The sequence below is a fragment of the Luteibacter sp. PvP120 genome (genome assembly GCF_054055715.1).
The window spans coordinates 427,240-444,506 of sequence record NZ_JBSRXP010000002.1; the positions used below are offsets into that span (position 1 = coordinate 427,240).

General features: G+C 66.2%; 20 protein-coding genes and 1 tRNA gene. 3 read left to right on the forward strand and 18 right to left on the reverse strand.

The features are described from left to right. Positions 1 to 25 precede the first annotated feature (25 nt). Positions 26 to 1,630: an NAD(P)/FAD-dependent oxidoreductase gene (locus ACVKN3_RS05815; protein ID WP_354513605.1), complete on the forward strand. Its 1,605-nt coding sequence runs from the start codon at positions 26 to 28 to the stop codon at positions 1,628 to 1,630. A 182-nt stretch (positions 1,631 to 1,812) separates the two neighbouring features. Here the strand turns inward: ACVKN3_RS05815 and ACVKN3_RS05820 are convergent, their stop codons facing one another. The 4 genes from ACVKN3_RS05820 to ACVKN3_RS05835 form a co-directional block, all read right to left on the reverse strand. Then, positions 1,813 to 2,247, reverse strand: coding sequence for an ApeP family dehydratase (locus ACVKN3_RS05820; RefSeq protein ID WP_354514010.1), 435 nt, complete (start codon positions 2,245 to 2,247; stop codon positions 1,813 to 1,815). 5 nt (positions 2,248 to 2,252) lie between these two features. Further along, positions 2,253 to 3,284, reverse strand: a complete 1,032-nt coding sequence (locus ACVKN3_RS05825; RefSeq protein WP_354513603.1) for an LpxL/LpxP family acyltransferase — start codon at positions 3,282 to 3,284, stop codon at positions 2,253 to 2,255. Then, positions 3,281 to 3,595: a hydroxymyristoyl-ACP dehydratase gene (locus ACVKN3_RS05830; RefSeq protein WP_285404336.1), complete on the reverse strand. Its 315-nt coding sequence runs from the start codon at positions 3,593 to 3,595 to the stop codon at positions 3,281 to 3,283. Before ACVKN3_RS05830 ends, ACVKN3_RS05825 begins: the two co-directional genes overlap by 4 nt. A 61-nt stretch (positions 3,596 to 3,656) precedes the next feature. Continuing rightward, positions 3,657 to 3,944 (reverse strand): phosphopantetheine-binding protein, encoded by a 288-nt coding sequence (locus tag ACVKN3_RS05835; RefSeq protein WP_285404353.1) that lies wholly within the window; start codon positions 3,942 to 3,944, stop codon positions 3,657 to 3,659. A 164-nt stretch (positions 3,945 to 4,108) separates the two neighbouring features. Here ACVKN3_RS05835 and ACVKN3_RS05840 point away from each other — a divergent pair, with 164 nt between their 5' ends. Continuing rightward, a complete protein-coding gene (locus ACVKN3_RS05840; protein WP_285404337.1) occupies positions 4,109 to 5,098 on the forward strand; it encodes a chorismate transformation enzyme, FkbO/Hyg5 family in 990 nt (329 codons plus the stop codon). 35 nt (positions 5,099 to 5,133) lie between these two features. Here the strand turns inward: ACVKN3_RS05840 and glmU are convergent, their stop codons facing one another. The 13 genes from glmU to queD all read right to left on the reverse strand — a co-directional run bounded on the left by glmU (position 5,134) and on the right by queD (position 16,185). Further along, a complete protein-coding gene (glmU, locus tag ACVKN3_RS05845) occupies positions 5,134 to 6,513 on the reverse strand; it encodes a bifunctional UDP-N-acetylglucosamine diphosphorylase/glucosamine-1-phosphate N-acetyltransferase GlmU (RefSeq protein WP_354513599.1) in 1,380 nt (459 codons plus the stop codon). Positions 6,514 to 6,580: 67 nt separating this feature from the next. Further along, positions 6,581 to 7,657 carry an AsmA family protein gene (locus tag ACVKN3_RS05850; RefSeq protein ID WP_285404339.1) on the reverse strand — a complete coding sequence of 359 codons (1,077 nt, stop codon included), beginning with the start codon at positions 7,655 to 7,657 and terminating at the stop codon, positions 6,581 to 6,583. Positions 7,658 to 7,969: 312 nt separating this feature from the next. Continuing rightward, positions 7,970 to 8,395, reverse strand: coding sequence for a F0F1 ATP synthase subunit epsilon (locus ACVKN3_RS05855; RefSeq protein ID WP_036138353.1), 426 nt, complete (start codon positions 8,393 to 8,395; stop codon positions 7,970 to 7,972). A gap of 42 nt (positions 8,396 to 8,437) precedes the next feature. Beyond that, positions 8,438 to 9,850: a F0F1 ATP synthase subunit beta gene (gene atpD / locus ACVKN3_RS05860; protein WP_354513597.1), complete on the reverse strand. Its 1,413-nt coding sequence runs from the start codon at positions 9,848 to 9,850 to the stop codon at positions 8,438 to 8,440. A gap of 77 nt (positions 9,851 to 9,927) precedes the next feature. Then, complete coding sequence (gene atpG / locus ACVKN3_RS05865) at positions 9,928 to 10,836, reverse strand: F0F1 ATP synthase subunit gamma (RefSeq protein WP_285401870.1); 909 nt, start codon at positions 10,834 to 10,836, stop codon at positions 9,928 to 9,930. A 125-nt stretch (positions 10,837 to 10,961) separates the two neighbouring features. Continuing rightward, complete coding sequence (gene atpA, locus ACVKN3_RS05870; RefSeq protein WP_036138359.1) at positions 10,962 to 12,512, reverse strand: F0F1 ATP synthase subunit alpha; 1,551 nt, start codon at positions 12,510 to 12,512, stop codon at positions 10,962 to 10,964. 57 nt (positions 12,513 to 12,569) lie between these two features. Then, positions 12,570 to 13,103 (reverse strand): F0F1 ATP synthase subunit delta, encoded by a 534-nt coding sequence (locus tag ACVKN3_RS05875; RefSeq protein WP_285401867.1) that lies wholly within the window; start codon positions 13,101 to 13,103, stop codon positions 12,570 to 12,572. Positions 13,104 to 13,105: 2 nt separating this feature from the next. Further along, positions 13,106 to 13,576, reverse strand: a complete 471-nt coding sequence (locus ACVKN3_RS05880; protein ID WP_036109523.1) for a F0F1 ATP synthase subunit B — start codon at positions 13,574 to 13,576, stop codon at positions 13,106 to 13,108. Positions 13,577 to 13,659: 83 nt separating this feature from the next. Next, on the reverse strand, positions 13,660 to 13,947 hold the full coding sequence (gene atpE, locus ACVKN3_RS05885; RefSeq protein WP_036109522.1) for a F0F1 ATP synthase subunit C: 288 nt from the start codon (positions 13,945 to 13,947) through the stop codon (positions 13,660 to 13,662). 85 nt (positions 13,948 to 14,032) lie between these two features. Then, positions 14,033 to 14,872 carry a F0F1 ATP synthase subunit A gene (gene atpB / locus ACVKN3_RS05890; RefSeq protein ID WP_354513594.1) on the reverse strand — a complete coding sequence of 280 codons (840 nt, stop codon included), beginning with the start codon at positions 14,870 to 14,872 and terminating at the stop codon, positions 14,033 to 14,035. A gap of 3 nt (positions 14,873 to 14,875) precedes the next feature. Continuing rightward, positions 14,876 to 15,241, reverse strand: coding sequence for an ATP synthase subunit I (locus tag ACVKN3_RS05895; protein ID WP_036138367.1), 366 nt, complete (start codon positions 15,239 to 15,241; stop codon positions 14,876 to 14,878). 168 nt (positions 15,242 to 15,409) lie between these two features. After that, positions 15,410 to 15,736: a hypothetical protein gene (locus ACVKN3_RS05900; protein WP_354513592.1), complete on the reverse strand. Its 327-nt coding sequence runs from the start codon at positions 15,734 to 15,736 to the stop codon at positions 15,410 to 15,412. Positions 15,737 to 15,828: 92 nt separating this feature from the next. Then, the gene (gene queD, locus ACVKN3_RS05905; RefSeq protein ID WP_354513590.1) at positions 15,829 to 16,185 is read right to left on the reverse strand and encodes a 6-carboxytetrahydropterin synthase QueD; all 357 of its coding nucleotides are present in this window, start codon (positions 16,183 to 16,185) and stop codon (positions 15,829 to 15,831) included. Between the two features lie 210 nt (positions 16,186 to 16,395). On the opposite strand from queD, the gene ACVKN3_RS05910 reads away from it, so the two are divergent. Beyond that, positions 16,396 to 17,031 carry a LuxR C-terminal-related transcriptional regulator gene (locus ACVKN3_RS05910; RefSeq protein ID WP_354513588.1) on the forward strand — a complete coding sequence of 212 codons (636 nt, stop codon included), beginning with the start codon at positions 16,396 to 16,398 and terminating at the stop codon, positions 17,029 to 17,031. Positions 17,032 to 17,095: 64 nt separating this feature from the next. Here ACVKN3_RS05910 and ACVKN3_RS05915 read toward each other — a convergent pair. Next, a tRNA-Met gene (locus tag ACVKN3_RS05915) sits at positions 17,096 to 17,172 on the reverse strand. Positions 17,173 to 17,267 lie beyond the last annotated feature (95 nt).

Here is a 17,267-nt window from a genome sequence, read left to right on the forward strand (position 1 = left end):
CCGCATCGCTCGAGAGGCCACCACGATGGATCGCACGACACATGACGCAATCATCCTCGGTGGAGGCCTTGCCGGCCTGACGCTGGCCCTGCAACTGAAGGGCGAATACCCCGACATGCGCATCGTGGTGCTCGAACGCAACGTGCATCCGTTGCCGGTGGCGGCACACAAGGTGGGCGAGTCCACGGTGGAGATCGCCGCGCACTACTTCGCGGAAACGCTGGGCCTGCGTGAGCACCTGGAATCCGAACACATTCGCAAGTTCGGCTTCCGCTTCTTCTTCTCCGAGGGGCGCGACGACCTCGCCGACGTGGTGGAACTGGGCGTTCGCGCCGTGTTGCCGACGCCGAGCTACCAGATCGACCGCGGCATCCTGGAGAACTTCCTCGCCGAGGAAGCGACCCGACGCGGCATCGTGTTCCTCGCGGGCGCCGTCGTGCGCGGCTTCGAGATCGGCCCGTCCGACGAGCCGCACACCGTGCGCTTCCGGCACCAGGACGAAGACCATGTGGCGGAGGCCCGCTGGCTGCTCGATGCCTCGGGCCGCGCAGGCATGATCCGCCGCAAGCTGGAACTCACGCGCGACAACGGGCATCACGCCAACGCGGTCTGGTTCCGCATCGACGACCGCCTGGCCATCGACGACTGGTGCGGCGACGCCGAATGGCAGGCGCGTTGCGATCCCGCGGAGCGCTGGCGCTCGACCAACCATTTGTGCGGTCCGGGTTACTGGCTGTGGTTGATCCCGCTGTCGTCCGGCGCGCATTCCGTCGGCATCGTAGCGGATGCCACCATGCATCCGATCGAGGGCATGCGCGATTTCGACCGTGCGCTCGCCTGGATGCACGAGCACCAGCCGCTGGTGGCGCGAGAGGTGGAAAAGCGACGCGACAAGCTGCTCGACTTCGCCTTCTTCCGGAACTTCTCCTATAGCTGCTCGCGCATGTATTCCTCCGATCGCTGGGCGCTCACCGGGGAAGCCGGCGCCTTCCTCGATCCGTTCTATTCGCCCGGCAGCGATTTCATCGCCATCTCCAACACCTACATCACCGCACTGGTTGGACTCGATCGCCGCGGCGAACCCCTCGCGCCGCACGCGCGACTCTACGAACGTCTGTTCTTCTCGTTCTACGAGAACACGCTGTCGATGTACCGCGGCCAGTACAACCTGTTCGGCGACCCCGAGGTGCTGCCGATCAAGGTGATCTGGGATTACGCCTATTACTGGGGCGTGCTTTGCCAACTGGTGTTCCAGAAGCGCCTTGCCGACAGTGCGCTCATCGCCACGCTGGGGCCGGAACTGGCCGCCGCATCGCAACTCAACACGGACATGCAGGCCTTCTTCCAACGCTGGCACGCGGTATCGGAACGACGGAATCCGCGGACCATGCTCGACCAGCGCGAGCTGGCATGGTTTGCACAGATGAACGCCACGCTGCACGACACCCTCGATACGGAAGCGCTGACGGCCCGCCTGCGCGACAACGTGCACATGATGCGGCTGCTCGGGGCGGCCATCGTGGAACGTGCTGCCGCCGATCATCCGTCCGTGCTGGACGATGCCGCGCACCTGCACGACCTCGACGGCCCCCGCACCGAACTGTTCCCCACCCTGGTCGAAGCCGCGTAGGAGCGCACGCTGTGCGCGACATGTGTTGAGGCCGTGCGTGCGGGCTGGTGCGTGAGCATGCAGGTCATCGCGAAAAGATGTCGCGCACATCGTGCGCTCCTACAACGGGGCACGGTTATCGTGGACGTCGTGCGCGTTACACCATCGCGCTGTAGGAGCGCACGCTGTGCGCGATTCGCGACTCACCCGCCCGGGTGAATCACCGCCGCTCGTCCCGACGCGATCTCCACGCCATCGTGCGCGATACGGAACGTGTATTGCGCGCCCGCGCCGTCGGCGATCAGGCAGGTGGCATGCACGTCGAGGGCACCGGCCAGGGTGTCGATGCGGTCGACGGCCAGTCGCACGCCGCGCAGGCTGACCAGCATGCCGGGCTTGGGTTCGGTCTGACCCTGTGCCTTCGCCAGCAGTGCGCCGTGCACGGCCATCGCCTGCGCCCCGTACTCGGCCAGGTGCACCGCGTGCAGACCGCGCTCACCACGCAAGGGATGCGTCTCGAGGTCGTGGCGGGTGCTTACCGCATGGATGGACGCAGCATCCCACGCCAGCACGCCATCGAGCAGGCACATGTCGCCTGCGTGCGGGATGAGATCGATGAAGTCGGCCCTGTCGAGCACGGCGGTCATCGAAGAGGCTCGGTGACGGAGTGGCCAGACGCGGCCGGCGCGTGGGCGACGGGCGCGGCTTCATCTGCGACGGCGATGTGAGCGACAGGAGCGGCATCGTCGGAGGCGTGGGCCACCGACGCACCGGCGGCGGCATCGGCTTCCTGCCAGAAGTCGTAGAAGTTGAACCAGTTGAACGGGTAGGTGCGCGCGTAATGCTCCACACGCCGGACATAGTGCTCGATGATGTCGTCCAGCGCCGCGGCACGTTGCGCACGCGGAACGGCAATGCCGTCGGAGAACGGCTCGAAGATCAGCCGGTAGCGGTTGCCACCCAGGTAGATGCCCATGCACAGCACCACCGGAATCTTCAGTGCCGCGGCCAGCAGCCACGGACCCACCGGGAACGGTGCCGGCGTGCCGAGGAAGGGCACCCTGCGAGTGGCTTCATCGCGGTGCCCGCGGTCGGCCAGCAAGGCCACCATCGCGCCCTGCGCCGCACCTTCGGCCATGGCCAGCGCGACCGAGGCACCCCCGCGCGATGCGTCGATCACGGCGGCGCCGACGTCGGGCGCCAGCGCTTCGAGCACCGTGGTGAGTGCCGGGGTTTTCTGCTTGTCGAGCACGACGCGCAACGGCACGTCGGGACGCCGTGCGCCGAGCGCACGCAGCGCCTCGAAGCTGCCCTGGTGCGAACCGATGAGCAGGACGCCGCGGCCCACGTCGATCCAGCGATCGAGGTGCTGCAGACCCTCGGTCTCCACCTGGAAGTCGCGCTCGCCACGGGCGAGGAAGAACAAGCGGTCCAGCAAGGTGCCCGCGAACAGGTGGATATGGTGGAACACGTCACGGGACCGCACCGGACGCCCCAGGACACGGGTCAGGTAGGCACGCGAGGCGGCGCGTTCGTCGGCTCGCCGGAGGAAAAAATACAGGGCGATCGGATACAGCAGCAGGCGGGCGACACGCCGCCCGAAGCCCAGCGCGACCGTCCGGATCAGCCAGATCGCCACCACGCCGCCGCCTTCACGCTGCTGCCAGTGGCTCATGCAGCGCCTTCCAGCGTGCCGCGCACGAGGATGTCGGTGCCGCGACGCACCGTGAATCGGAAGCGCCCGCTGTCGAGCGCGACAAGCTCCAACTCAGCCGTCTCGTCCGGCCGCAGGGGCGCGAGGAACTTGGCGTCGACCACCTGGCGCACGGGCAATCCCCGCCACGCGAGCAGCGCCGACGCGGCAGCCTCGATCAGCAGGACGCCGGCCACGATGGGCTGCCCCGGGAAGTGACCCGCGAAGCTGGGGTGGCTGGCGTCGAAGCGCAGGGTGCGCACGCAGGACGCGGGATCGGCGGCATCGCTCATTGGCATCTCCGGTGGGCGGCCGGGGCAGGATCGACCCATCCCGTGCGCACTGGAACGACGCTCAGGCCGCGGCGCGGTGCTGTTCGATGTGATCGGACAGCGTACGCAGGCTGGTGAAAATGGTGCGGTTGTCCGGGTTGTCGGACTTCAGCTGGAAGCCGTACTGCTTGGACACGGCCAGCGCGATTTCGAGCGCATCGATGGAGTCCAGACCCAGGTCGCCACCGAACAGCGGCGCATCCGGATCGATGTCGGCCGGCTGCACCGACTCGAGGTTGAGGCTCGTGACGATCAGTTCGGCGAGTTCGTGCTGTGCTGCGGTTTGCGTTGCCATGTGGTCTTTCCAGATCCTGGATATGCCTGCCTCCCCCCGGATGGCAGCGGTCGCGGAGTTTACCACAGCGCCCTGGGCCGTTCGCCGACGCCAGTTCGAGGCGCCAAGCCTGTCCGTTCACGTTCCGCGCCCGTTGCGGGGCGATATGATGCGCTGAAACGCGTTCTATGGAATATCCGATGCCCCAAGGCACTGAAATGCGCGAGCGCCCGGCGCTCGCGGCCGCACCCTCGCCACGGGTGCACTACCGCCACGGTCCGGTCGCGCCGGGCCCGCATACCCTGGCGCTGTTCGGCTTCGGGCCCGACGCCGGCCACAGCGACGATCCGCGCTGGCTGCGGGTCGCGCTCAGCCCCCTGGGCGATGCGCCGATGGAAGCCTGGGAGGTGGACGTCCCGGTGGAGGCCGGCCGCCAGGGCGACCTGCGCTGGTCGCGTGGCGGCGGCTGGCTGTATGCCGCGGTGCAGTGCCATGAGAACGACCACGGCGGCCCCGAAGGCGCCGCAGCCTATGCCTATGGGCTGCTATCCGACTTTGTCGGGCAGGCGGACGAGTGCCACGTGCAGCGCATCTGGAACTACCTCGGCGCCATCAACCAGGGCGGCGGCGACGACGAGCGCTACAAGCATTTCTGCACCGGCCGCATACGTGGCATGGGCGATGCCTTCTCGCAGGGCTTTCCGGCGGCCTCCGCCATCGGTCATCACGACGATCCCGGCCTGCTCCAGGTGTACCTGCTGGCCACCGACAGGCCCGGCACGCGGGTGGAAAACCCTCGCCAGGTCAGCGCGTGGCAATACCCGCGCCAGTACGGCCGCACGCCGCCCAGCTTCGCCCGGGCCACCCTGCTGCCCGCCGACGACGTGCTGGCGATCTCCGGCACGGCTGCCGTCGTAGGGCACGCCTCGGCCCATGCGGGCGACCTCGATGCCCAGCTGGCGGAGACCTTGCGCAACCTCGACGCCCTGCTGGATTCGGCGGGCATGCCCGCCGGTCTCGGCGCGTCGGCACCGCTGAAGGTCTACGTGCGGCATCCGGCCGACGAAGCAGCGGTGCGCGCCTTCGCCGCGCGACGCCTGCCCGGCGCACCGCTGCTGCTGGTGCACGGCGATATCTGCCGTGCCGAGCTGCTGGTGGAGATCGACGGCTGGCGTTACCGCCACGCTTGATGACGAAGGGGCGGCGTGCGGCGCCGCCCCTTCGCTCAGGACCGCTTGGTGGGCCGTGCCCAGCCTTCGATGGCCGTCTGCCGCGCGCGGGAGATCGTCAGGGTGTTCGCCGGCGCGTCCTTCGTGATCACGGAACCGGCGCCGATCGTCGCTCCCGCGTGCAGCGTCACCGGCGCCACCAGGGCGCTGTTGGAGCCGACGAACACCCCGTCCTCGATGGTGGTGCGGCTCTTGTTCACGCCGTCGTAGTTGCAGGTGATCGTGCCCGCGCCGATATTCACGCCGCTGCCGATGACGGTGTCGCCAAGGTAACTGAGGTGATTGGCCTTGGAGCCCGTGCCGATCTTCGCGTTCTTGGTCTCCACGAAGTTGCCGATATGCACCCCGGCCGCCAGGTCCGTGCCCGGTCGCAGGCGCGCGAATGGACCGATGGTGCACGGACCGTGCGTCACCACGCCGTCGAGATCGCCGTGCGCCAGCACCACCGTGCCCGCCGCCAGCGTGACGTTGCGCAGCCGCGTGAACGGGCCGATGCGGACGTCGTCGCCGAGCACCACCTCACCTTCGAGGATCACGTTGACGTCGATCTCCACGTCGCGGCCAGCACGTACCGTGCCGCGCACGTCCAACCTCGCGGGATCGGCCAGGCGCACGCCAGCCAGGGCCAGCTCGCGCGCCGCGCGTTCGCGATGCAGGGCTTCCAGGCCGGCCAGCTGCCACGGATCGTTGGCACCGGACGCCTCGACGGGATCGCAGGGCACGCACGCCGCCGGCATGCCGAGACGGGCTGCCATGGCGAAGACATCGGTGAGGTAGTACTCGCCTTGGGCGTTGGCGTTGCCGAGGCTTTGCGTCCAGCCGAGCAGGCGCGCGGCGTCACCGGCGACGATGCCCGTGTTGACGCGGTCGATCGCGCGCTGCGCGGTGTCGGCATCCTTTTCCTCGACCACCTGGGTGACCCGGCCGTCGGCGTCGAGCACCACGCGGCCATAACCGTGCGGATCGGTCAGGCGCGTGGCCAGCATGGCCAGGGCGCCGGGCGCGCCGACCAGCGCCGCGAGCGTTTCCGACCGGACCAGGGGCACGTCGCCGTAGAGCACCAACACACGCCCTGCAAGGATGCCCGCGGCGTCCAGGTGCTCCAGCGCGATTCGCACCGCGTGCCCGGTACCGAGGCGCTCACGCTGCTCGATCCAGCCCAGCGCCGTATCGGCGGCGAACGCGTCGCGCACCTGCTGGCCGTTATGGCCGTAGACGACATGGATGCTCGACGGATCCAGCGCACGGGCGGCAGCGACGACATGCGCCAGCAGGGGGCGACCGGCCAGCGGCATCAGCACCTTGGCGGAAGCGGACTTCATCCGCTTGCCCTCGCCGGCAGCAAGGACAAGGACGTGAAGGGGCGTAGCGGTCATGAGCGATGTTGCCTGCCTGGATACAAGGGCCGCACTGTCGCGCGTTTGGCCGGCCGTGCCAAGTCGGCTAGTTGTCGTCCGGCCGTTTGGACAGGTTCTCGAGGTTGGGCTTGTAGGCCTCGACGAAGGCGTTGCGCAGGATGCCGACGATGGCATCGGACGTGGATACGCTCTTGTCGTCGATGTTGCCGGAGATGGACACGCGCGTCGCGAACTGGTCCTTCGCATGGTTCTTGAAGATCTTGGCCACGCCCTCGGCAGCCGCTTCGTAAGCCAGCTTCAGCGGTCCCTTCTTGTCCTGCTCCACGTCCTGCTTCCAGCTGAAGAGCTTGAGGCCGTGGAACAGCGGCTTGGCATAGCCGGTGAGCTTGCGGTCCTTGGCCTGCAGTTCCATCACGAAGTCGCCTTCGCCACCGGCGAAATCGAGGCCGGAATACGCACGCGCCAGGCTGTTCGCCTTGACCAGCTTGATGTTGCGGATCGAGATCGAATAGTGGAAATCGCCCAGGCGCTCCACGGGATCGATCTCCGCGCTGGTCTCCAGCGGCGCATCGCCCAGCACCTTCGCCGTGGCGTGCATGTGCGCCACGCGGTCGCCACCTTCGCGCTTGACGTTGGTGAGATTGGTCACCTGACCGTTGACGTCGGTCATCTTCAGGTCGACCTTGGGACTGGATACGAAGTTGTTGAACGTGATGGTGCCGTTGGAGACGTTGATCTCGTCGAAGCGGAACGGTGCCAGCGCGTGCAGTTGCTCCCGCCAGTCTACGCCCTGGCCGGTCTGCTTCTCGCCTTCGGACTTACCGTCGACGAAGTTGACCACCGGGTCGAAGAAATCGATCTTGCCGCGGAAGTGTCCCTGCACCAGCGCCTTCCAGGTCAGCGAGATATCCGCCCGGGCTGTCTTGAACAGCGGCACCGGCACCTTGCCGTCCACCTTGGTGATGGACATCTCGTCGATGGAATACGCACCGCGCCACAAGTGGATGTCGATATCCGCGATGCGACCGCTGTACGCGCCCATATGGGCCAGACGGTGATTGAGGTAGTTGAGCACGACATAGGGCAAGGCAATGCGGGCCGCGATCAACACGACGGCGGCCACTCCGATGATCCAGAAGCTTCGGCGGTAGCGGGTGCGCATGGGGCAATCACCTTGAAATGACGTGACAGTGTTGCGCCGCGCGGGTTAGTTCCGGATGAAGACAGTGATTACGCCAAAGAAAGGTTCTTCGCGCGTTAGCGGGGCGGAGGCGTCGGGCGGTTACGCTCTGAGCGAGTTCGGCCGCTTGCGGCCGCTGCCCGAGCGCAGAGTGTGACCACCCGGCGCCTCCTCGCCGTGCCTTACGAGCGACGGGCTCTGGCTTCGGCTTAGGCTTCGGGACAGGCCGGTCATGCGTGAAAAACCAAAAAAAACCCCTCCGAAGAGGGGTCTTTGGTCGACGGGCGTCGTCGCTCAGTGCTTGAGCGTCTTGCGCATGCGCTCCAGCGCCTGCAGCTGCGCCAGGGCCTCGGCCAGCTTGGCCTGGGCCTCGGCGACGTCCATCTGCGGGCCGCGCTGGGACAGGGCAGCCTCGGCTTCTTCCTTCGCCTTCAGCGCGGCGGCCTCGTCGAGGTCGGCGGCGCGAGCCGCCGTATCGGCGAGGATCGTCACGACCTGCGGCTGCACTTCCAGGATGCCACCGGACACGTAGAACTGCTGGCGGTCGCCGTTGGTGCCGACCACGTCCACGTGGCCCGGCTTCAGGCGGGTGATCAGCGGCGCGTGACGCGGCGCGATACCCAGCTCGCCGAGTTCACCGGTGGCGACCACGAGCGTGGCTTCGCCGGAATAGATCTCGGCTTCGGCGCTGACGATGTCGACGCGGATGGTGTGGGTCATGGGTTTGTCTTCCGTTGGTCGGGAGTGGGAGGAGAAGGTCGCTTACGCGGCCTTCTTCGCACCCATGTCCTCGCCCTTCTTGATGGCTTCGTCGATGCCGCCGACCATGTAGAACGCCTGCTCCGGCAGGTGGTCGAGGTCGCCGTCGAGGATCATCTTGAAGCCGCGGATGGTTTCCTTCAGCGCGACGTACTTGCCCGGCGAGCCGGTGAAGACCTCGGCCACGTGGAACGGCTGCGAGAAGAAGCGCTCGATCTTGCGCGCGCGCGACACCGACGCCTTGTCTTCCGGCGACAGCTCGTCCATGCCCAGGATGGCGATGATGTCCTTCAGCTCCTTGTAGCGCTGCAGCGTGCCCTGCACGCGACGGGCGATGTCGTAGTGCTCCTGGCCGATCACCGAGGCGTCGAGCTGGCGGCTGCTGGAGGCCAGCGGATCGACGGCCGGGTAGATGCCGAGCGAGGCGATGTCGCGGCTCAGCGTCACGGTGGCGTCCAGATGCGCGAAGGTGGTGGCCGGCGACGGATCGGTCAGGTCATCCGCGGGCACGTAGACGGCCTGGATCGACGTGATCGAGCCGGTCTTGGTCGAGGTGATGCGCTCCTGCAGGACGCCCATTTCCTCGGCCAGCGTCGGCTGGTAACCCACGGCCGACGGCATGCGGCCGAGCAGCGCGGACACCTCGGTACCGGCCAGCGTGTAGCGATAGATGTTGTCGACGAACAGCAGCACGTCCTTGCCCTTGCCCGTTTCGTCCTTCTCGTCGCGGAAGTACTCGGCCATGGTGAGGCCGGTGAGCGCGACGCGCAGGCGGTTGCCCGGCGGCTCGTTCATCTGGCCGTAGACCATCGCGACCTTGTCCAGGACGTTGGAATCCTTCATCTCGTGGTAAAAGTCGTTGCCCTCACGGGTACGCTCACCCACGCCGGCGAACACGGAAAGACCCGAGTGCGCCTTGGCGATGTTGTTGATGAGCTCCATCATGTTGACCGTCTTGCCCACGCCGGCGCCGCCGAACAGGCCGACCTTGCCGCCCTTGGCGAACGGGCACATCAGGTCGATGACCTTGATGCCGGTTTCCAGCAGTTCGTTGGCAGCGGCCTGCTCGTCGTACGACGGGGCCTCGCGGTGGATGACCCACTGTTCCTTTTCGCCGATCGGGCCGGCTTCGTCGATCGGGTTGCCCAGCACGTCCATGATGCGGCCGAGCGTGGCCGAGCCGACCGGCACCTTGATGCCTTCGCCGGTGTTGCGGGCGATGAGGTTGCGGCGCAGGCCGTCGGTGGAACCGAGCGCGATGGTGCGCACGATGCCGTCGCCGAGCTGCTGCTGCACTTCGAGGGTGATCTCGGTACCGTCGATCTTCAGTGCGTCGTATACCTGCGGCACCTGGTCGCGCGGGAATTCGACGTCGACGACGGCGCCGATGATCTGAACAACTTTACCCTGGCTCATGGAATGCTCCGGATGAATCTAAGTAGGTTTCGGTTCGGGCGCCGCACCGTGCGTCGCCATCGCGTGTAGCGTTGGGATCAGACCGCGGCGGCGCCGCCGACGATCTCCGAGATTTCCTGGGTGATCGCTGCCTGGCGCGCCTTGTTGTAGACCAGCGTCAGTTCGCCGATGACCTTGTTGGCGTTGTCCGAAGCAGCCTTCATGGCGACCATGCGCGCGGCGTGTTCGCTGGCGAGGTTCTCCAGCGTGGCCTGGTACACCACCGACTCGATGTAACGCGTCATCAGGTGCTCGAGCACCGTGCGCGCATCGGGTTCGTAGATGTAATCCCAGTCGTGCGTCTGCTCGACCTTGACGCCCTTGGCGGCATCGCCTTCGGCGCTTTCCAGTTCCTTCGCGACCAGCGACACCGGCAGCAGTGCCTCGATGGTCGGCTTCTGCACGATGGTGTTCACGAAGTCGTTGTAGACCAGGAAGACACGGTCGAGCTTGTTGTCGCTGTAGCCGTCGAGCACGACCTTGATCACGCCGATGACGTCTTCGAGCTTGGGCTTCTCACCGAGATGGGTTGCCGAGCCGATCAGGTTCACGCCCTTGATGCGACGGAAGAACTGCACGGCCTTCTGGCCGATGGCCACCACGTCGATCTCGGCACCCTTGTCCTGCCACTCGCGGATCGAGGTCAGCGTGCGACGGAACAGGTTGGAGTTGAGGCCGCCCGCGAGGCCGCGATCGGTCGACACCACGATGAAGCCCACGCGCGCGACTTTTTCCCGCTCGGTGAGGAACGGATGGGTGAAGTCCGTGCTGGCCTGGGCCACGTGCGCGATCACCTTGCGCATGAGACGCGCATACGGACGCGAGGCCTTCATCAGGTCCTGCGCCTTGCGGATCTTCGACGCCGAGACCATTTCGAGCGCACGCGTCACCTTGCGCATGTTCTGCGTGCTCTTGATCTTGGTTTTGATTTCGCGGCCGCTAGCCATGGGTACTCGCCGTTGCGTTAAACGTGAAAACTTAGGAGGGTAAAGCGCCGAGCGAGCGCCGGCTTGCCGGCTCAAGCGTCAGTTACATCATGCAACTGACGCTTTACGCTGGGCGCCCTACGCCATTACCAGCTACCGGTCTTCTTGAACTCGTCGGCGGCCGACTTGAAGGTCGCCTCGATGTCCTTGTCCCAGTCGCCGGTGGCGTCGATCTTCGTCATCAGGTCGCCGTGGTTCTGGCGCATGAAGGCATGCAGGCCCTTCTCGAACGCCAGCACCTTGTTGACCGGCAGGTCGTCGAGGTAGCCCTTCTCGGCCGCGTAGACCGACACGCCGAGCTCGGCGATGGACAGGGGCGAGTACTGCGCCTGCTTCATCAGCTCGGTGACGCGCTGGCCACGATCGAGCTGGGCGCGGGTCGCCGCGTCCAGGTCCGAGGCGAACTGCGCGAACGCAGCCAGCTCGCGGTACTGCGCGAGGGCCAGCTTCACGCCGCCGGACAGCTTCTTGATGATCTTGGTCTGGGCGGCACCACCGACGCGCGACACCGAGATACCGGCGTTGACGGGCGGACGGATACCGGCGTTGAACAGATCGGTCTCGAGGAAGATCTGGCCGTCGGTGATCGAGATGACGTTGGTCGGAACGAACGCGGAGACGTCGCCGGCCTGGGTCTCGATGATCGGCAGCGCGGTGAGCGAGCCGGTCTTGCCGGTCACTTCGCCGTTGGTCATCTTTTCCACGTACTCGGCGCTGACGCGCGAGGCGCGCTCGAGCAGGCGCGAGTGGAGATAGAAGACGTCGCCGGGGTAGGCTTCGCGACCCGGCGGACGCTTCAGCAGCAGCGAGATCTGACGGTAGGCCACGGCCTGCTTGGAGAGGTCGTCGTACACGATGAGCGCGTCTTCGCCGCGGTCACGGAAGTACTCGCCCATGGCGCAGCCGGAGTACGGCGCGACGTACTGCAGGGCGGCGGCTTCGGACGCCGAAGCCACCACCACGATGGTGTTGGCCAGTGCGCCGTTCTGCTCGAGCTTGCGCACGACGTTGGCGATGGAGCTGCGCTTCTGGCCGATGGCGACGTAGATGCACTTAATGCCCGAGTCTTTCTGGTTGATGATCGCGTCGATGGCCACGGCGGTCTTGCCCGTCTGGCGGTCGCCGATGATCAGCTCGCGCTGGCCGCGGCCGATCGGGATCATCGAGTCGATGGACTTGTAGCCCGTCTGCATCGGCTGGTCGACCGACTGGCGCCAGATGACGCCCGGCGCGACCTTCTCGACCGGACTGGTGCCCACGGCGTCGATCGGGCCCTTGCCGTCGATCGGGTTGCCCAGCGCGTCGACGACGCGGCCGAGCAGGCCCGGGCCGACCGGCACTTCGAGGATGCGGCCGGTGGTCTTGGCGGCATCGCCTTCGCGCAGGTGCTGGTACTCACCGAGCACCACGGCGCCGACCGAGTCGCGCTCGAGGTTCAGCGCGAGGGCGTAGGTGTCGTTGGGCAGTTCGATCATTTCGCCCTGCATCACGTCGGCCAGGCCGTGGATGCGCACGATACCGTCGGACACGCTGATGATCGTGCCTTCGTTGCGTGCCTCGGCGCCGAGCTTGAACTGCTCGATGCGGGTCTTGATCAGCTCGCTGATCTCGGACGGATTCAGTGTGGTGCTGGACATGGTCGGTTCCTTGGGTTGCGCCGCACGAGCGGCACCCGGTGGTATGAGAAGCTCGTATCAGTGCGCCAGCGCGCTGGCCAGCCGCTGCAGGCGGCCGCGCGCCGAACCGTCGATGACCTGCTCGCCGGTGTCGATGACGACACCTCCGAGCAGCGCCGGATCGACGTGCGTATCCAGTTCGATCTCACGCTTGAAGCGGCGCTTCAGCGAGGCGCGAAGCGTGTCCGCCTCGGCGGCGTCGAGATCCAGCGCGCTCGTGACCTTGACCCGCAACGTCGACTCCGACTCACGCTTGTAGTCGTCGTAGAGCGCTGCGATTTCCGGCAGGAGCGCCATGCGGCGGTTGTCGGCCAGTTCGTCGAGGAACGACGCGAACGGCGTGTCGGCCGCCATGCCCTCGGGCAGGTGCAGCGCGACCAGCTGGGCCGGCGACACGCGCGGATCGTTGCCGAGGCCGGCGACGCGCTGATCCGCCGCGACCAGGGCCGCGAAGTTCAGTGCCGACGACCAATCGGCCAGCGACCCTGACGCCTGCGCCACTTCGAAGGCGGCACGTGCGTAGGGACGGGCAAGGGTGAGCGCCTGGGCCATGATCAGATCTCGGCAGCGAGCTGGTCGAGCAGGGCCTTGTGGGCCGCCGGATCGATTTCGCGCTGGACGATTTTTTCCGCGCCGCGGACGGCGAGGGCGCCGACCTGTTCGCGCAGCTGTTCACGGGCACGCTGGGCCATCGAGGCGATCTCGTCCTGGGCCGAAGCCTTCAGGCGGTTGATCTCTTCGATCGCATCGGCGCGGGCCTTCTCGAGAATCTGGTTGGCCTGCTGCTGAGCCTTGTCGATGATGTCCGTCGACTGCACGCGGGCCTGCTTGATCTCGGTGGCGACCTTGGCGTCGGCATCCTTCAGCTCGGCGCGGGCGCGCTCCGCCGCGGCGAGCCCTTCGGCCACCTTCTTCTGGCGTTCTTCGATGGCACCGTTGAGCTGGGGCCAGATGAACTTGGTGGTGAACCAGACCAGGATCGCAAAAGAGATCATCTGGCCCAGGAAGGTCATGTTGATTTCCATGATCTCTCCAAAGACTCCGAACGCAGGGGTACTGACGGTCGCTGCGGCCCTTCAGGCCGCAGCGACGAAGACGAGCGTGTTGCTTAGCCGCCGGCAGCGGTGCGCAGGACGCCGATCAGCGGGTTGGAGAAGGCGAGCAGCAGCGCGATGGCGAGGCCGATGATGAACGCGGCGTCGATCAGGCCGGCGAGCAGGAACATGCGGCCCTGCAGCAGCGGAACCAGTTCCGGCTGACGCGCGGCCGACTCGAGGAACTTCGAGCCCATGATCGCGATGCCGAGGCAGGCGCCGAGCGCGCCGAGGCCGATGATCACGCCGATGGCGATGGCGGTCATGCCCTGCACGTGTGCGAAGAGTGCGGTGAGTTCCATGGTGTTCTCCTGGGATATCTAAGAAAGACGAATGGGTGGAAACGAAAAACGAAAGGGGACTTGGGTCGAACGTCGGTGCGGTGAGTTAGTGGTGTTCACGCGCCGTGGCGATGTAGACGATCGTCAGCATCATGAAGATGAACGCCTGCAGGGCGATGATCAGGATGTGGAAGATCGCCCACGCCGTGTTGAACACGACGCCGGGCACGAAGCCGATCCAGCTCACCATCAGGCCGGCGATCAGCATGAACACCAATTCGCCACCGTACATGTTGCCGAAGAGTCGCATCGCGAGCGACACGGGCTTCGACAGGGTTTCGACGACGTTGAGAAGCAGGTTGGGGATGACCAGCACCAGCTTCACGACCGGGTTGTGGGCGTGGAACGGCGCGGTGAGCATTTCCTTGCCGAAACCGAAACCGCCCTTGGCCTTGATGCCGTGGCCGATGACGATGAACAGCACGGCGACGGAAAGGCCGACGGTGGTGTTGATGTCTGCCGTTGGCACACCACGGAAATGAACTTTTTCGGCGACCTCCGCGCCTGCGAACAGGTGCACCAGCCAACCGGCCAGATCCACCGGCAGCAGGTCCATGGCGTTCATCAGGAACACCCACATGAAGATGGACAGCGCCAGCGGCGTGACCGTGCGACGGTCGCCGTGGAAGGTGTCCTTCACCTGCGTGTCGACGAACTCGATGGCCAGCTCGACCAGCGCCTGACCCTTCGAGGGCACACCGGAGGTGGCCTTACGGGCAAAAAGCCAGAACCACAGGCAGAAGATGGCACCCAGCACGAACGACACCACGAGGGAGTCGACGCGCAGGTTCCAGAACCAGAAATGATCGGCGCTGAAATTCACCGTCAAGTGGCCCAGGTGGTGCTGGATGTACTCGGTCAGACCGCCTTGCGGTTCGCTCGCCATGCCTCAACCCTTGAATCTGAATGCAAATACGTTGACCGTGAAACCGGCCACCAGGCCCACCAGGGCGGGCAAGAATGGCAGTTTCCACTGGACCAGAATGAGCGCCATGCCACCGATGAGGACGATCCAGCGAAGGATCGTTCCCGCCAGGAGCCTGGCATACATCGCTCCGCCTCCGCCCAGCGCGCTGAAAGCTCGCGCGGCAAGCAGCGCGGTAGCGATAGCGACGATCAGGGCCCCTGCAAATGCGGCCATACCGGCGGCACGCCCCTGCAGTAGAAACACGAGTCCCGCGACAACGGCCACCACGAACTGCGCGATAACGACGCGCAAGGCGAGATGACGACCGGCGGCAAGACTGTTGAGCAACGCGAGGCTCCCGTGGTTTCGCTCGAAGGCGGCACCTTGGTTCTATGGGCCACGGTTTAATCTGGAAAAGTATACCAGCGCCGTAAACGACGGGACAAGCGACGAAAGTCCAATAACCACCCGTCGGCGCGACGGTCCGTCGCGTCGTTACGAGGGAGGCGGCGTGGATCAGGCCCTGGCGGGCTGACCTGCCAGCGCGCCGAGCGAGGTAGCCGTCTCCACGGCCACATCGAATATGCCGCCCGCGGCGGACGCCGCGCGTTCGACGCTTTCCCGTTGCAGGTCGCCTCCGCGGAGGAAAATGGCGCGCAGCGCCGCCGCATCCGTGGCGATCATCGCGTCGGCCATCAGGCCGGATGCCGCCCGGGCGTGACCTTCCATGGCCTGCAGATGCAGGTCGGCCACGCGTTCCATGCCGCGCCAGGCGACAGCCTGCGCGGACGTGGCCTGCTCGACGAGGCGGGCAAGATCGGCGTAACCGTTTACGTGGGGCATCGCATGCGTCCGGCGGAACGGGGAGGTGCCGGAGTGTAGACCCGCATGCGGCAACGCAGCAACCACGAATGGTTGCGACGACAGGTTTTTGCTCAGTCGCCGGTGTATTCGGCGCCGGACGTGCAGGTTTCATGCACCACGACCTTGGCCAGGCCGGGCACCGACGGGTGCAGCTGCTGGAAGATCCACCGCGCGAGGTTTTCGCTGGTTGGGTTTTCCAGGCCTTCGATGTCGTTGAGGTAGTGATGATCCAGCCGATCGTAAATCGGCATGAACCGGGCCTTCAGATCGCCGAAGTCCATGACCCAGCCGAGCGTGGGGTCCACCGGTCCCTCGACATGCAGCTCCACGCGGAACGAATGCCCGTGCAGGCGCGCGCACTTGTGGCCTTCCGGCACATTCGGCAGGCGGTGGGCCGCCTCGAGGGTAAACGACTTGAAGATGCGCATGGCGTGGTCGATCGCGGGTGGCTGCCTAGTGTAGCGGAGCGTGGCGGTGCACGATTTCCGCGTGTCGCCTTCACGACGCAGTTCGCATTTTCAGCGCTCACCTGCTTTGATTCGTGGACATTCGGCTGCGAAAAGGTTGCAGTCGTAACAGGTGCGACGGATTCGGGGGGAACCGTCGGGGGGATTTTTCGCGTTCACAAGGAGGCATCGATGTGCCTTGGTCGTGATTCGCTCGACCGGCCGCACCCGTGCGGTCTTGCCGAGGAAGTGTTTGCCGCCCTTCCACTGCCCTGCATCGTCTGGCGCCACGGAGGCGGCCGCGCGGTGATGGTCAATGCCGCATTCCGCCTCGAGTTCGGCGCGGGTCGCGGCCGTGCCGGGCCCCGCTGGGTCGCCGAGCACCTGCAGCCGGCGGGGGGCGTCGACGAATTCGTGTTCAACGATGCCCAGGGCTCATCCCGCCGCTACCGGGTGACACGCCAGCATGTGGAGGCATCGGGCGGGGCGTTCCAGGCGGTGTACCTGACACCCCTGCCCGCCACCGAGCCCGCCGCACCGATGTCGCCTCCCCTTGCCAGCCAACGCAAGGACCTGGGACTGACGCCCCGCGAGTCGCAGGTACTGGACGGCATCATGGGCGGCAAGCTGAACAAGGTCATCGCCGGCGAACTGCGGATCAGCCCGAAGACGGTGGAACTGCATCGCGCCAACCTGATGGCCAAGCTACGCGTGCACAACGTGGTGGAACTGGCGAAGGCAGTACTGGAGGCGCCAGCCGCGACGCCAGCCCGGCCCAGGCGCCGGACGACCGGCGACACCGCGGATACGGGAACCGTGGCGGCCTGAAGGCGCTCGCCGGCGCGATCGACAAAAAAAGGCCGCACCCGGGGGTGCGGCCTTTTTGTTTTTCTGGTGGCTAGAGGCGGGCTCGAACCGCCGACCTCAGCATTATGAGTGCCGCGCTCTGACCAGCTGAGCTACCTAGCCGTGGAACCTGGTCGTTCGCAAGCTAGGCTCACGAAGGCCGGGCAGTTTAATCGGCGGCGGCCTTCCGTTCAAGTAGCGCCTTGCCCCGTCTTCTC

Coding starts and splice junctions, on each gene's coding strand:
- ACVKN3_RS05815 (WP_354513605.1), top strand. CDS start 26: ATGGATCGCACGACACATGACGCAATCATCCTCGGTGGAGGCCTTGCC.
- ACVKN3_RS05825 (WP_354513603.1), bottom strand. CDS start 3,284: ATGAGCCACTGGCAGCAGCGTGAAGGCGGCGGCGTGGTGGCGATCTGG.
- ACVKN3_RS05830 (WP_285404336.1), bottom strand. CDS start 3,595: ATGAGCGATGCCGCCGATCCCGCGTCCTGCGTGCGCACCCTGCGCTTC.
- ACVKN3_RS05840 (WP_285404337.1), top strand. CDS start 4,109: ATGCCCCAAGGCACTGAAATGCGCGAGCGCCCGGCGCTCGCGGCCGCA.
- glmU (WP_354513599.1), bottom strand. CDS start 6,513: ATGACCGCTACGCCCCTTCACGTCCTTGTCCTTGCTGCCGGCGAGGGC.
- ACVKN3_RS05850 (WP_285404339.1), bottom strand. CDS start 7,657: ATGCGCACCCGCTACCGCCGAAGCTTCTGGATCATCGGAGTGGCCGCC.
- ACVKN3_RS05855 (WP_036138353.1), bottom strand. CDS start 8,395: ATGACCCACACCATCCGCGTCGACATCGTCAGCGCCGAAGCCGAGATC.
- atpD (WP_354513597.1), bottom strand. CDS start 9,850: ATGAGCCAGGGTAAAGTTGTTCAGATCATCGGCGCCGTCGTCGACGTC.
- atpG (WP_285401870.1), bottom strand. CDS start 10,836: ATGGCTAGCGGCCGCGAAATCAAAACCAAGATCAAGAGCACGCAGAAC.
- atpA (WP_036138359.1), bottom strand. CDS start 12,512: ATGTCCAGCACCACACTGAATCCGTCCGAGATCAGCGAGCTGATCAAG.
- ACVKN3_RS05875 (WP_285401867.1), bottom strand. CDS start 13,103: ATGGCCCAGGCGCTCACCCTTGCCCGTCCCTACGCACGTGCCGCCTTC.
- ACVKN3_RS05880 (WP_036109523.1), bottom strand. CDS start 13,576: ATGGAAATCAACATGACCTTCCTGGGCCAGATGATCTCTTTTGCGATC.
- atpE (WP_036109522.1), bottom strand. CDS start 13,947: ATGGAACTCACCGCACTCTTCGCACACGTGCAGGGCATGACCGCCATC.
- atpB (WP_354513594.1), bottom strand. CDS start 14,872: ATGGCGAGCGAACCGCAAGGCGGTCTGACCGAGTACATCCAGCACCAC.
- ACVKN3_RS05900 (WP_354513592.1), bottom strand. CDS start 15,736: ATGCCCCACGTAAACGGTTACGCCGATCTTGCCCGCCTCGTCGAGCAG.
- queD (WP_354513590.1), bottom strand. CDS start 16,185: ATGCGCATCTTCAAGTCGTTTACCCTCGAGGCGGCCCACCGCCTGCCG.
- ACVKN3_RS05910 (WP_354513588.1), top strand. CDS start 16,396: ATGTGCCTTGGTCGTGATTCGCTCGACCGGCCGCACCCGTGCGGTCTT.